Annotated in this window: 11 protein-coding genes; 6 read left to right on the forward strand and 5 right to left on the reverse strand. The window is 70.9% G+C overall.

Going from position 1 to position 13121, the window contains the following annotated elements:
* Positions 1-39 precede the first annotated feature (39 nt).
* From rsmA to rsmI, 4 genes are all read right to left on the reverse strand, one after another.
* Entirely contained in the window at positions 40-891 is an 852-nt protein-coding gene (rsmA, locus tag ACO0E1_RS01125) for a 16S rRNA (adenine(1518)-N(6)/adenine(1519)-N(6))-dimethyltransferase RsmA (protein WP_422872478.1), read from the reverse strand.
* Entirely contained in the window at positions 888-1805 is a 918-nt protein-coding gene (locus ACO0E1_RS01130) for a TatD family hydrolase (protein WP_422872479.1), read from the reverse strand. Before ACO0E1_RS01130 ends, rsmA begins: the two co-directional genes overlap by 4 nt.
* Positions 1802-3379 (reverse strand): methionine--tRNA ligase, encoded by a 1578-nt coding sequence (gene metG, locus ACO0E1_RS01135; RefSeq protein WP_422872480.1) that lies wholly within the window; start codon positions 3377-3379, stop codon positions 1802-1804. The genes ACO0E1_RS01130 and metG overlap by 4 nt, the downstream gene beginning before the upstream one ends.
* Positions 3380-3499: 120 nt before the next feature.
* The gene (rsmI, locus tag ACO0E1_RS01140) at positions 3500-4321 is read right to left on the reverse strand and encodes a 16S rRNA (cytidine(1402)-2'-O)-methyltransferase (protein ID WP_422872481.1); all 822 of its coding nucleotides are present in this window, start codon (positions 4319-4321) and stop codon (positions 3500-3502) included.
* A gap of 54 nt (positions 4322-4375) precedes the next feature.
* Between rsmI and ACO0E1_RS01145 the strand changes: the two genes are divergently transcribed.
* Positions 4376-6007, forward strand: coding sequence for a dolichyl-phosphate-mannose--protein mannosyltransferase (locus ACO0E1_RS01145; RefSeq protein WP_422872482.1), 1632 nt, complete (start codon positions 4376-4378; stop codon positions 6005-6007).
* A 115-nt stretch (positions 6008-6122) separates the two neighbouring features.
* Here ACO0E1_RS01145 and ACO0E1_RS01150 read toward each other — a convergent pair whose 3' ends face one another.
* Entirely contained in the window at positions 6123-6785 is a 663-nt protein-coding gene (locus ACO0E1_RS01150; RefSeq protein ID WP_422872483.1) for a TetR/AcrR family transcriptional regulator, read from the reverse strand.
* Between the two features lie 166 nt (positions 6786-6951).
* On the opposite strand from ACO0E1_RS01150, the gene ACO0E1_RS01155 reads away from it, so the two are divergent.
* The 5 genes from ACO0E1_RS01155 to ACO0E1_RS01175 all read left to right on the forward strand — a co-directional run bounded on the left by ACO0E1_RS01155 (position 6952) and on the right by ACO0E1_RS01175 (position 13118).
* Positions 6952-8490, forward strand: coding sequence for an MFS transporter (locus ACO0E1_RS01155; protein WP_422872484.1), 1539 nt, complete (start codon positions 6952-6954; stop codon positions 8488-8490).
* Between the two features lie 173 nt (positions 8491-8663).
* The gene (locus ACO0E1_RS01160; RefSeq protein ID WP_422872485.1) at positions 8664-9524 is read left to right on the forward strand and encodes a sulfurtransferase; all 861 of its coding nucleotides are present in this window, start codon (positions 8664-8666) and stop codon (positions 9522-9524) included.
* A 50-nt stretch (positions 9525-9574) separates the two neighbouring features.
* A complete protein-coding gene (locus ACO0E1_RS01165; protein ID WP_422872486.1) occupies positions 9575-10639 on the forward strand; it encodes an NAD-dependent epimerase/dehydratase family protein in 1065 nt (354 codons plus the stop codon).
* 3 nt (positions 10640-10642) lie between these two features.
* On the forward strand, positions 10643-11173 hold the full coding sequence (locus tag ACO0E1_RS01170) for an AAA family ATPase (protein WP_422872487.1): 531 nt from the start codon (positions 10643-10645) through the stop codon (positions 11171-11173).
* A gap of 79 nt (positions 11174-11252) precedes the next feature.
* Positions 11253-13118 (forward strand): thioredoxin domain-containing protein, encoded by a 1866-nt coding sequence (locus tag ACO0E1_RS01175; protein ID WP_422872488.1) that lies wholly within the window; start codon positions 11253-11255, stop codon positions 13116-13118.
* Positions 13119-13121: the final 3 nt, after the last annotated feature.

A 13121-nucleotide genomic window follows, 5' to 3' on the forward strand; every position in this document is an offset into this window, starting at 1 on the left:
GGAAGACACGCAGCCGGAAGCCACGCAGCCGGCAGACACTCAGCCAGCGGCGGCGAGGACCGTCCGGCCGAGGCGCACGAAGTCGTCGACGCCGAGCTCTTCACCACGGGCGGTCGGGGCGATGCCCGATGCCTCGAGCACCTCGGACGCGTGGGCGCTCCCACCGAGCACCCCGGACAGCGCCTGGCGGAGCATCTTCCGACGCTGCTGGAACGCGGCGTCGACGAGGGCGAACACGCGGGAGCGCAGGAGTTCGTCGCCCGGCGGGTCCTTCCGCACGAACCCGACGAGGACACTGTCGACGTTCGGCACCGGCCAGAACACCTGACGGCTCACCTGACCTGCGATCCGCCAGTCGCCGTACCAGGCGGCCTTGACGCTCGGCGACCCGTAGACCTTGCTGCCCGGGTCGGCGGCCAGGCGGTACCCGACCTCGGCCTGCACCATGACGAGCGACCGCTCGATCGACGGGAAGGTCGCGAGCAGGTGCAGGAGCACCGGCACGGACACGTTGTACGGCAGGTTCGCGACGAGGTGCGTCGGCGCGACCGGGAGGTCGTCCGCGGAGACCTTGAGGGCGTCCTGGTGCACCACCGTCAGCTGCGCGGACGGCTGCATCGCGGACACGGTCGCCGGGAGTTGCGCCGCCAGGCGGGCATCGATCTCGACGGCGGTGACGGGAGCGCCGGTCTCGGTCAGGCCGAGGGTCAGGGAGCCGAGGCCCGGTCCGACTTCGAGCACGCGAGAGTCCGCCGTCACGCCACCGGATGCGACGATGCGCCGGACGGTGTTGGCGTCGTGCACGAAGTTCTGCCCGAGCTTCTTCGTCGGGGTGACGTCGAGCTTCGCGGCGAGGTCTCGGATCTCGGTCGGGCCGAGCAGCGCGCTCATCCGGACACCGTCACGGGTTCGGCGTCCCACGCGCCGTAGACGAGTTCGGTGTTCGAGGCGATCTGCGCGGCGAGCATCGACGGATCGGTGCCGAGCGTCTCGGCCATCGAACGGAGCGTCAACGGGATGAGGTACGGCGCGTTCGGCCGCCCGCGGAAGGGCGTCGGCGTGAGGTACGGCGCGTCGGTCTCGACCAGCAGCAGGTGCCGCGGCGCGACCTCGAGGGCGTCACGGAGCTGCTGCGCGTTCTTGAACGTGACGGTCCCGGCGAACGACATGTACCAGCCTCGCTCGGCGCAGAGCCTGGCGAGGTCCGGTCCGCCGGAGAAGCAGTGGAACACCGTCTTCGCCGGGGCACCGACACGGTCGAGCACCTCGACGACGGCGTCGTGCGCGTCGCGGTCGTGGATCGTCAGCGCGAGGTCGTGTTCCTTGGCGATCCGGATGTGTTCCTCGAACGACCGGATCTGGGCGTCGCGGCCGTCGTCACCGGTGCGGAAGAAGTCGAGCCCGGTCTCCCCGATGGCCCGGACGCGGGGCAGCGCGGCGAGCCGCTCGATGCCGGCCAGGTGCTCGTCGAGCAGGCCCTGCTCGTGGAGCACGGGCGCTTCGTTCGGGTGCAGCGCCACGGCGGCGAGGACCCGGGGTTCACGCGCGGCGATCTCAGCGGACCACTCCGAAGTCGCGAGGTCGGTGCCGACCTGCACGACGCCCCGCACACCGACGCTCGACGCGCGGTCGAGGTGCTCCCGGTAGTCGAGCGCGCCGTCGTCTCCACCGTCGGCGATCTCCATGTGGGTGTGGTTGTCGTACACCGGCACCACGAGCGCCTCGGGCAACGGCGGGTAGGTCAGGTCACGTTTGGACCCGCCGCCGCCGTCGCCGGACCGGGAACGGAGATGGGCGTCGGTCACGCTGCGCCCTGTTCCGCCTGTTCGACGCGCGGGAACAGGCCGGACTCCAGCGACGTGATCCGGGTCGCGCCCTGCCACTCCCACGCACGATCCACGCGCTGCTCGGCGATGGAGCCGCCGGCACCGATCGAGGCCCAGAGCTTCTCGGTCGCCTTCGGCATGGCCGGTGACGCGAGCACCGCCACGGTACCGAGCCCGCGGAGCGCCGTCGTGAGCACGGTCCCGAGGCGCTCGCGCTGGGCGTCGTCCTTCGCGAGGGCCCACGGCTGCTGCTCGGTGATGTACCCGTTCAGCGCATCGACGAGCTCCCACGTGGTCGTGATGGCGTCGTGCGGCGCGAAGGCGGCGATCGCGGCGTCGGCGCGCGTCGTGACGTCGACTGCGAGATCGTCGATCGCCTGGTCGGACGCGGACAGCTCGCCACGAGACGGCACGGCACCGTCGAAGTACTTGTCGATCATCGCGAGGATCCGCGACGCCAGGTTGCCGAAGCCGTTCGCGAGCTCGGCCTGGTACCGCGCCGAGATGTCTTCCCAGCTGAAGTTCCCGTCCTGCCCGAAGGTGATCGCCCGCAGGAAGTAGTACCGGAAGGCGTCGGACCCGAACGTGTCGGTGATCTCCGACGGCGCGATGCCCGTCAGCTTCGACTTGGACATCTTCTCGCCGCCGACGAGCAGCCAGCCGTGCCCGAACACGCGCTTCGGGACCGGCAGCCCCGCGGCCATGAGCATGGCGGGCCAGATCACCGCGTGGAACCGGGCGATGTCCTTGCCGACGATGTGGACGCTCGGCCAGAGGCGCTGGAACGCTTCGTCGTCGTCGCTGCCGTAGCCGAGCGCGGTGACGTAGTTGAGGAGCGCGTCGAACCACACGTAGAGCACGTGGTCGTGGTCCCACGGGATCGTGATGCCCCAGTCGAAGCTCGACCGCGAGATCGACAGGTCGCGCAGGCCCTGCTTGACGAAGGAGACGATCTCGTTGCGGACGCTCTCCGGCTGGATGAACTCCGGGTTCGACTCGTAGAGGTCGAGCAGGCGCTGCTCGAAGTCGGACATCCGGAAGAAGTAGTTGCGCTCGGACAGGACCTCGACCGGGATCGAGTGGATCGCGCAGACCTGCTGTCCCTCGTACGCACCGGTGCCGGGGACGAGGTCGCTCGGCTGCTTGTACTCCTCGCAGCCCACGCAGTAGAACCCCTCGAACTCGCCGGCGTAGATGTAGCCGTCGTCGTAGAGCTTCTGCAGGAACGCGGTCACGCCGCGCTCGTGCCGTTCGTCGGTGGTGCGGATGAAGTCGTCGTTCCGGACGTCGACGGTGTCGAGCAGCGGCTTCCACGCGTCGGTGACGAGTCGGTCCGCCCACTCCTTCGGGGAGACGTCGTTCGCCGAGGCGGTGCGCAGGATCTTCTGGCCGTGCTCGTCCGTGCCGGTGAGCAGCCAGGTGTCGTCGCCGCGCTGACGGTGCCAGCGCGCCATGAAGTCCGCGGCGACCTCGGTGTAGGCGTGCCCGATGTGGGGCACGTCGTTCACGTAGAAGATCGGCGTGGTGATGCTGAACGAGGAGCCGTCGGACATGCGGACCATCCTACGGGCGCGCGGCGACCGCATGACGCGCCCGGCGACCGTCTGTGGAAAACCCGGACTGGAGGCTCGTGGCGGGCCCGCCCCGAGCCTCCCGTCCGGCGCTCCGCCGTGTCACCGCGCCGCCAGCGCGCCTTCGTACAGGTCCCGTTTCGACAGCCCCGTCGCGTCCGCGACGGCGGCCGACGCCTCCTTCATGCGGGTTCCGGCGGCCACCCGCTCGAGCACCAGCCGGACCCCCTCGTCGAGCGAGACCTCGTCCAGGGAGCCGGACGCTCCCGCGACGACGATGCAGATCTCGCCCTTGACCCCGTCGGCCGCCCACGCAGCGAGCTCGGCGACGGTTCCGCGGCGGACCTCTTCGTACAGCTTCGTGAGTTCTCGGCAGACCACTGCCCGGCGCCCGTCCCCGAACCCGGCAGCCATGTCGGTCAGCGTGTCCGCCAGCCGGTGCGGTGACTCGAAGAACACCATCGTCCGCTGCTCGCCGGCGAGTGCCTCGAACGTGCGTCGACGTTCCCCCGGCTTCCGCGTCGGGAACCCCTCGAACGTGAACCGGTCCGTCGGCAACCCGGACACGGCGAGCGCCATCAGCACCGCGGACGGCCCCGGGAGCGCGGTCACGGTGACCCCGGCGGCCGCTGCGGCCTCGACGAGCGGGAACCCGGGGTCGCTGATCGCGGGCATGCCGGCGTCGGTCAGGACCACGACGTCCTCGTCCCGGGCGAGCTCGACGACCTCCGCGGCCTTCGCCCGTTCGTTGTGCTCGTGCAGGGCGATGAGCCGCGGGCGGTTCTCGATCCCGAGCGCTCGCATCAGGTGAATCGCGGTGCGGGTGTCCTCCGCCGCCACGACCGTCGCGTTGGACAGGGTCTCGACGAGTCGGCGCGACGCGTCGCCGAGGTTGCCGATGGGAGTTGCTGCGAGGACGATCACACGCCCCATTGTGGACGCAGCGGATCACTGCGCCGCATCCGTAGGATGCTGCGGGTGACCACGGACCTGGCCGACGCACTCCCCTCTGCGCCCGAAGTGCCCCGTGGGTCGCGCCTCGACGACTGGTGGGTGCGCGTCATGTCGGTCGGCTGGCGGGTCGCCGCCTGGCGCTGGGCGGGGCCGATCGCGGTCACCGTGCTCGCGGCCCTGCTGCGGCTGATCGACCTCGGACGCCCGCACTCGCTCGTGTTCGACGAGACGTACTACGTCAAGGACGGGTGGTCGATCGTCCACCTCGGGTACGAGGGCACCTGGCCCGCGAACCCGACCGACGACTCGCTCCCGACGACCGACGAACGGTTCGCGGACGGGCAGACCAACCTGTTCACGAGTGCCGCCGAGTTCATCGCACACCCGCCGCTCGGCAAGTACCTCATCGGGCTCGGGATGCTGCTGTTCGGGCCGGACAACTCGTTCGGCTGGCGGTTCGCGGTCGCGGTGCTCGGCATCGCGACGGTGTTCCTCGTCGCCGTGATCGCCCGGTCCCTGTTCCGCTCGACCCTCGTCGGCACGCTCGCCGGCGGGTTCCTGGCGGTCGACGGCCAGGCGATCGTGATGTCCCGCGTCACGCTCTTGGACGGGATCGTCACGTTCTTCGTCGTGCTCGGGTTCGGCGCGCTGCTGCTCGACCGCCGCTGGACCACTCGACGACTCGACGCGTGGGTCGCCCGCCGGGTCGCTGCCGGACGGGACACCCTCTGGGGACCGTTCCTGTGGTGGCGGCCGTGGCTGCTCGCGATGGGGCTGGCCCTCGGGCTCGCGACGAGCACGAAGTGGTCCGGGATGTACTTCCTGGCGTTCTTCGCCGTCTACTCGGTGCTGACCGACATGATGCTGCGGAAGCGCGCCGGGATCGAGTTCTGGTCGTCGAGCGCGTTCCTGCAGCAGGCGCCGGTGACGTTCCTGCTCACGGTGCCGATCGCCGCCGCGACCTACCTGGCGTCATGGACCGGGTGGTTCGTGTCGAAGGACGGCTGGGACCGGAACTGGATCGCCTCGGGCGGGCAGCGCTGGGGCGGGATCCTGTCGTGGGTCCCGGACAGCGTGCAGAACTGGTGGCACTACCAGTCCGAGATCTACGGCTTCAACATCGGCCTGCACACGCCGCACTCGTACCAGGCCAACCCGCTGCTGTGGTTGTTCATGCAGCGACCCACGTCGATGTACTACGTCGGGACGAACGCCGGGCAGGACGGCTGCGAGGCCGTGCGGTGCGGTGCGGCGATCACCGGCGTCGCGAACCCGCTCATCTGGTACCCGGCGGTGGCCGCGGTGGTCGCGGTGCTCGTGCTGTTCATCACCCGGCGCCGGTGGGAGTACGGCTTCGTCGTGATGGGCGTCGCGGCGGGGTACCTGCCGTGGCTGCTGTACGTGAACCGGACGGTCTTCCAGTTCTACACGATCGCGTTCGAGCCCTTCATGGTGATGGCGTTGGCCGCGACGATCGGGCTGGTGCTGGGCTCACGCGACGATCCGCGGCGGCGTCGGACGAAGGCGATCGTGTGGGTCGGGGTGTACCTCGTCGTGGTGCTGCTCGCGAGCGCGTACTGGTACCCGATGTGGACCGCCCTGCAGGTGCCGTGGGACTTCGTCCGGTCGCACTACTGGCTGCCGAGCTGGTTGTAGCGCTGCGCGCTGCGTGCGCTGTGCGCTGCGTGCGCGTCGCGCTGCGTGCTCTGGTCGCGTTCCGGCCGGACGGGAGGCTCGGTGCGGGCCCGCCACGGGCCTCCGGTCCGGTGGGTCAGGACTGGGCGTGCAGCGCGCGCTCGATCGACTCGCGGTCGAGCGGCTCGCCGAGCATCCGGTGGTCGTCGACGTGCTGCGGCAGCACGCCCTCGATCAGGACCTCGGCGTAGCGGCGCCAGGCGTTCGGGTCGTGTGCGCGGGTTGCGTCGGCGACCGCACCCACCATGGTCGTGAGCATCGGGAGGTCGCGGTAGTCGAACCCGACCCGCACCACGCCGGCGTCGTGCGCTCGGCGGATGATCTCGGCGACCTGGGTCTCGAGGCGGTCGCGCTCCTGCACGATCGACGGGCGCCCCTTGCCTGCCCGGACGATCGCGTCGGCGAGTGCGCGGTCCCTGGCGCGGAACTCGAACACACCCATCAGGTACAGCCGGAGCGACTCGCGCGGGTCGATCTCCTCCGCAGCACGCGCGGCGGCGGCGTTCATCGCGTCGAACTTGGTCGCGAGCAGCGCTTCGATGAGCGAGTCCTTGTCGGCGAACCGGCGGTAGACCGTCCCGACGCCGACCCCGGCTTCGTGCGCGATGTCGTTGAGGGTGACCGAGAGCCCGCGTTCCGCGAAGCACTTGCGCGCGGTCTGCAGGATCAGCTCGCGGTTGCGGGCAGCGTCGGCGCGGAGGGGCCGCTCGAGCTCCGCGTGCTGGTCGATCGTGGTCACGCTCGCAAACGTAGTTGAACTTTCTGGGAATAAGCGGATGCAACGCGTCCGTTTGGGCATACACTGGTGCGAACCGGATGCCTCGCATCCGCTTTCTCCTCCCCGACCTGAAGTGCTCGACGGCGCGCGCTTCGACTCCGTTCCATCCTTCTCAAGGAGGCCTGCCGTGACGGCAGAACAGACTGCGCCCGCGCCCACCGGCTCGGCGCCCACGACCGCGGGCCCCGCGCCCCGCAAGGACCACCGCTGGATCGCCCTCGCGGTGATCGCCCTCGCGCAGCTCATGGTGGTGCTCGACGCCACCATCGTGAACATCGCGCTGCCCTCGGCGCAGCAGGACCTCGGCTTCGGCACCGACCAGCGCCAGTGGATCGTCACCGCGTACTCGCTGGCGTTCGGCTCCTTGCTGCTGCTCGGTGGTCGACTCGGTGACCTCTTCGGCCGCAAGAACACCTTCATCATCGGGCTCGTCGGCTTCGCCGTCGCCTCGGTGCTTGGCGGGCTGGCGGACTCGTTCGGTCTGCTCGTCGCGGCCCGCGCACTGCAGGGTGCGTTCGGCGCACTGCTCGCCCCGTCCGCGCTGGGCATGCTCACCACGACCTTCCGCGACCCGAAGGAGCGCGGTCGTGCGTTCGGCATCTTCGGGTCGATCGCCGGCTCGGGTGCTGCGATCGGCCTGCTCCTCGGCGGCGTGCTCACCGAGTACGCGTCGTGGCGCTGGTGCCTCTACGTCAACGTCGTCTTCGCCGTCCTCGGCGTGATCGGCGCGCTGGTCTTCATGGCGAAGCCACCGAAGGTCGAGCGTCCGCGCATCGACGTCGCCGGCGTCCTCACGATCACGCTCGGCCTGGTCGGGGTCGTCTACGGCTTCTCCAACGCCGAGACCAACGGCTGGGACGATCCGCTGACGATCGTCATGCTCGCGGTCGGTGTCGTGCTCATCGCGGCCTTCGTGTTCATCGAGACCCGCGTGGCGCACCCGCTGCTCCCCCTGCGCGTCGTGCTCGACCGTGACCGCGGTGGTTCGTTCATCGCCATCGGCCTCGTCGCGATCGGCATGTTCGGGATCTTCCTGTTCCTGACCTACTACCTCGAGCAGACCCTCGGGTTCTCCGCGCTGCAGACCGGCCTGGCGTTCCTGCCGATGCCGCTGTCGATCATGATCTCCGCGACGCAGATCGGCGGGCGGCTCCTGCCCCGCGTCGGCCCGAAGCTCCTGATCTTCGCCGGCGCGCTCGTCGCCGCCACCGGTCTGCTCCTGCTGCTGCGCACCGACCTCGACAGCTCCTACGCGGGCACGGTCCTGCCGGCGCTCATCGTCATCGGCCTCGGCATGGGCACGATCTTCTCCTCCGCGATGAACACCGCGACGACCGGGGTCGCCCGTGCGGACGCGGGTGTCGCGTCGGCGACGGTGAACACCATGCAGCAGATCGGCGGCTCCATCGGGACCGCGCTCCTGTCGACGATCTTCGCGGACGTCGTCAAGAACAGCCTCTCGGGGCTGTCCGCGGCGCCGACGAAGCTCCAGCAGGCGCAGGCCACGCTCGACGGCTACCACGTCGCCTTCGCGATCTCGGCCGGCGTGCTGGTCATCGTCGCGATCGCCAGCGGGCTGCTCATCAACCGGCAGTCCGTACGGCTGGCGAAGCTCGAGCACCTCAGCGCCAACGCGACGGGCAGCATCCCGGCCGCCGCGCACTGACGCCGCCCGCGCCACCGCACCTCAGCGCCACAGCACCTCGGAACGGACACAGCACCGCGAACTCTCGCGGTGCCGTGTCCGTTCCGCGGTTCCGAAGGGGTACACGGCGCCCCGATTGCGCACTGTTGCGGTTTTCCTGTCGCACGTCAGGGGTGGGCATTATCGTGTGCGCCATGGCCCCCGTCCTGACCTCGCCACTCGTCTCCACGCAGTGGCTCGCCGACCACCTCGGTGCCGATGAGCTCGTCGTCCTCGACGTCTCCGTGCACACGTCCGGTGTCGGCCTCGGGACGACCTGGCACGCCGCCGGCGACGCGTACGAACAGCACGGACACGTGCCCGGTGCCCGCTACGCCGACCTCGTCCACGACTTCTCGGCACCCGACTCCGACCTCCCGTTCACGCGCCCCGGATCCGAGCAGTTCGAGCAGGCGGCCCGGGCACTCGGCATCACGAACACGTCGACCGTCGTGGTCTACGACGACAGTGTCGGCGAATGGTCGGCACGACTCTGGTGGATCTTCCGGTCGTTCGGGTTCGACGACGTCGCCGTGCTCGACGGCGGGTTCGTGAAGTGGCGGGACGAAGGACGCCCGGTCCGGGTCGGCGCGCTGACCTCCCGCGCGGACGACCCCGACACGCAGCACACGTTCCTCGCGGGCGAGGAACGGCCGCTCTGGGCCGACCGCGACCGGGTCGAACGCGCGGTGGACGGCACGCAGCCGGCCGCGCTGGTCCTGGCCGCGGACGAGACCGCCCTCGGTGACGGACACGCCCCGATCGTCCCCGGCACCACCCCGATCACCCTGCGGCGCATCGTCGACCAGGACTCGAACACGCTGCGACGGCCGGCTGCCCTTGCGGACGCGTTCGCTCCGGTGTTCGACGCGGACGAGATCGTGACGTACTGCGGAGTGGGCAGCGCCGCGTGCGTCGACGCCCTCGCGCTCACCGTGCTCGGACACGACCGGGTGCAGGTGTACGACGGCTCACTCGCCGACTGGTGGCGCCGCGAACCCGAACTGGCCTCCTGAGACCAGAACTCGCGTCGTGAGCTCACCCGTGCGGCACTAGCGTTGCCGTCATGAGCTCCAGACGTGCGGTCATCCTCGGCGGAACGGGTGGGATCGGCTCCGCCGTCGCGCGCGAGCTCCTCGAATCCTCCGGCCGTGGCGGTGACGACTGGCAGGTCGACGTCGTCGCACGCCGGGGTGGTGCGATCGCGGACACGCTCACGAAGGACGGGGCGACGTTCGTCCCCGGCGACCGCCGCGACTCGACCGTGCTCCGCGATCTCCTGCGTCCCGGTGCGGACCTGCTCGTGGACACCGTCGGCGCCACCCGCGACGACGCAGCGCAGCTCCTGCCGTTCCTGGGCGACGTCGGCTCGACCGTCTTCGTCTCGTCGAAGGCGGTCTACGTCGACGAGCAGGGACGCCACGCGAACTCGCTCGACAAGCCTGTGTTCGGCGGTCCGGTCACCGAACTCCAGCCGACGGTGACAGCTGCGGACGCCGACCCGACGAGTCGCGACGGGTACGCCGCGGCGAAGGTGGCAGCCGAACAGCTGCTGCTCGACCACGGTGCTCCCGTCACGGTGCTCCGCCCGTCGAAGGTCTACGGGGTCGGTGTCGGCCGTCCCCGCGAGTGGTTCGTCGTGCGCCGGGTCCTCGACGGCCGAGAGCGAGTCCTCCTCGCCGACGGCGGCCGCGGGATCGACCACACGACGGCGGCCAGTGGTGTCGGTTCGCTGGTCCGGCTCGTCGCGGACGCCCCGGACCGCCGGATCCTCAACGTCGGGGACGAGACGGCCCCCTCTGCGCTCGAGATCATCCGGACGATCGCCGGCCACCTCGACCACCGGTTCGACGAGGTCCTGCTCGACGCCGATGCACCGGCGTTCGTCGGGGTGACCCCGTGGTCGTCCCCGTCGCCGTTCGTCCTCGACACCACCGCGGCCAGGTCGCTCGGATGGGAGCCGCCCCGCTTCGCCACTGCGGTCGTGCCCGAACTCGACTGGCTCGTCGAGACGGCGCACCGCACCCCTGCCGACGGCGACGTGCCGTGGGCGTCCGACCCGTTCTGGGACCGGATGTTCGACTACGGCCCGGAGGACGCCGCACTCGTCCTCCTCTCGATCGGCGGCTGAGACGTGCCGCGTTCCGAGGTGCTCTTCATCGGCGGCCGGTCCGGTGTCGGCAAGTCGACAGCTGCCGAGGCACTGCACGACCTGCTCACGGAAGCGGACGTCCGGCACGCGGTGATCGAGGGCGACACGCTCGACCTCGCCCACCCCGCGCCCCACGTCGAGCACCCCGAGGCGAGGCTCGCGGAACGCAACCTCGCGGCGATGTGGGCGAACTACCGCGCGCTCGGTCACCACCGTCTCGTGTACACGAACACCGTGTCCGTCCTCGAGGCGGACCGCCTGGCCGCTGCGATGGGCGACGACCCCGTCGTGGTCGCCGTACTGCTCCGGGCCGCAGACGAGACGACGGCGTCCCGGTTGCAGCGGCGGGCGGGCGGCGAGCTCCCGGTGGCGCAGCTCGCGCACTCGACACGGACCGCCGGGAGGCTCGACACGGCTTCCCCAGGCCGGGTCACCCGGATCGACACGGACGCCATGGCTCCAGCCGACGTGGCGCGTCGGCTCGCGTCCCTGACCGGGTGGCTTCCCGCCTGAACCCTGTGGAGACGGACCATCCGTCCACAGATAGTCCCGCCGCCCGTCCCGCTCAGCGCCGACCGTGCAGGCTGGACACATGAACGACAACCGGCTCGGCACCGCCGTCAGCCCCTACCTCCGACTGCACGCCGACAACCCGGTGGACTGGCGGGAGTGGGGTCCGGCGGCGTTCGCGGAAGCGCGCGAACGGGACGTCCCGGTCCTGGTGTCGATCGGCTACGCGACCTGCCACTGGTGCCACGTCATGGCACGTGAGAGCTTCGCCGACCCGGAGATCGCCGAGCTGTTGCGGCGGGACTTCGTCGCCGTGAAGGTCGACCGTGAAGAACGGCCGGACGTCGACGCGAGCACCATGGCGGCCGCCGCGGCGTTCACCGAACAACTCGGATGGCCGTTGACCGCCTTCATGACCCCCGATGCCCACGTCTTCTTCGCGGGCACCTACTCCCCGCCGACGCCCGTCGGTGGTCACCCGTCGTTCCGGCAGGTGCTCGCCGCGGTCGTCGACGCCTGGCGCGACCGCCGTGCAGAGGTGGATGCCAACGCGACCGCACTCGCCGGGGCCATCCGACAGGGGGCCGTGGACGCGGCGTCTCCGGAAGGTGCCGACGGTGCCGGGGCCGACCCGAGCCTCCCGTCCGTCCACGCGGTCCACGGCGTCGTCGACACCCTGCTGCAGGCGGAGGACACCGTCTACGGTGGTTTCGGCGGCGCGCCGAAGTTCCCCTCGGCACCGCTCCTGGAGTTCCTCGCCGATGCCGGGGCCGACGGCGTCGCAGCCGCGCCTCCCCTGCTCGACCGCTCGCTCCGGGTGATCGCCTCCTCGGAGCTGACCGATGCCGACGGTGGGGTGTTCCGGTACGCGACCCAGCGGGACTGGGGCGTGCCGCACTACGAGCGCATGCTCTACGACAACGCGGGGCTGTTGGCGATCGCACCTCGGGACCAGGCTCGGGGGATCGCGGACTTCCTGCGCGACACGCTCCGCCGACCGGACGGCGCGTTCGTCGCGGCCCAGGACAGTGAGTCCACGATCGACGGGCGCCGCGTCGAGGGCGAGTGGTACCGACGCCCGCTCGCGGACCGGGTCGCGCTGGATCCACCGCCCCTCGACGACCAGGTGCTGACCGGGTGGAACGGGCTGGCGATCCGCGGTCTCGCGATCGCCGGCGCACGGCACGGGGACGACGAGATGATCGCCCTCGCACGATCCGCCGCCGATGCCGTGATCGCCGGGCACCTGCGCGACGGACACGTCGTGGTGCGTTCCAGTACCCCGCGGGGTTCCTCGTCCGCGCCGCCCACGATCGAGGACATCGGGCTCGTCGCCGAGGGCCTCCTGGAACTGGCGGTGGTCACCGGCGAGCTCGCCTACGCGGAGACGGCGCGGACCCTCGTCGACGACGGGCTCGCGGGGACGCTGACCGTCGACCCGGTGCTGGCCGCTTCCGGGACCGTGACCGGGGAGCAGCCGCAGACGGCGATGCGATCGGGCACCGTGGCGCTGGCGAACGCGGCGCTGACCCTCGCGGCACTGACCGGCGTCGAGGACTACCGGACGGCGGCGGCGTCGCTCATCGCGGATCGCGCGCGGACCGGTGTGGATCGACCGCTCGGGCACGCGGACGCGCTCGGCGTCGCGCTGGCACTGCAGCGCCCGTCGCGCGAGGTCGTCGTCGTGGCGTCGCCGGGATCGCCGGCGTCACCCGGTACAGCGGGGTCGGCGGGCGCGATGCGCCGGGCCGCACTGACCGAGCGGCGTCCGGGCACGGTGACGGTCCTCGTGACGCCGGAACAAGCGGGCGCATGGGCCGCCGCGGGCTTCGCGCTGCTCGAGTCACGCGACACGCTCGACCCCGCAGCGTACGTCTGCCACGACCGTGTGTGCGCCCTGCCCGCCCGCAACGCGGACGAGCTCGCCGCCCAGCTCACGTCTGTGTGAGCT

The sequence above is a fragment of the Curtobacterium guangdongense genome (assembly GCF_049341845.1).
In the GTDB taxonomy this organism is placed as follows: domain Bacteria; phylum Actinomycetota; class Actinomycetes; order Actinomycetales; family Microbacteriaceae; genus Curtobacterium; species Curtobacterium guangdongense.

What these genes read in the sequence shown, in the direction of transcription:
- rsmA (WP_422872478.1), bottom strand. Translation starts at nt 891, where the DNA reads ATGAGCGCGCTGCTCGGCCCGACCGAGATCCGAGACCTCGCCGCGAAG.
- metG (WP_422872480.1), bottom strand. Translation starts at nt 3,379, where the DNA reads ATGTCCGACGGCTCCTCGTTCAGCATCACCACGCCGATCTTCTACGTG.
- ACO0E1_RS01160 (WP_422872485.1), top strand. Translation starts at nt 8,664, where the DNA reads ATGGCCCCCGTCCTGACCTCGCCACTCGTCTCCACGCAGTGGCTCGCC.
- ACO0E1_RS01165 (WP_422872486.1), top strand. Translation starts at nt 9,575, where the DNA reads ATGAGCTCCAGACGTGCGGTCATCCTCGGCGGAACGGGTGGGATCGGC.
- ACO0E1_RS01175 (WP_422872488.1), top strand. Translation starts at nt 11,253, where the DNA reads ATGAACGACAACCGGCTCGGCACCGCCGTCAGCCCCTACCTCCGACTG.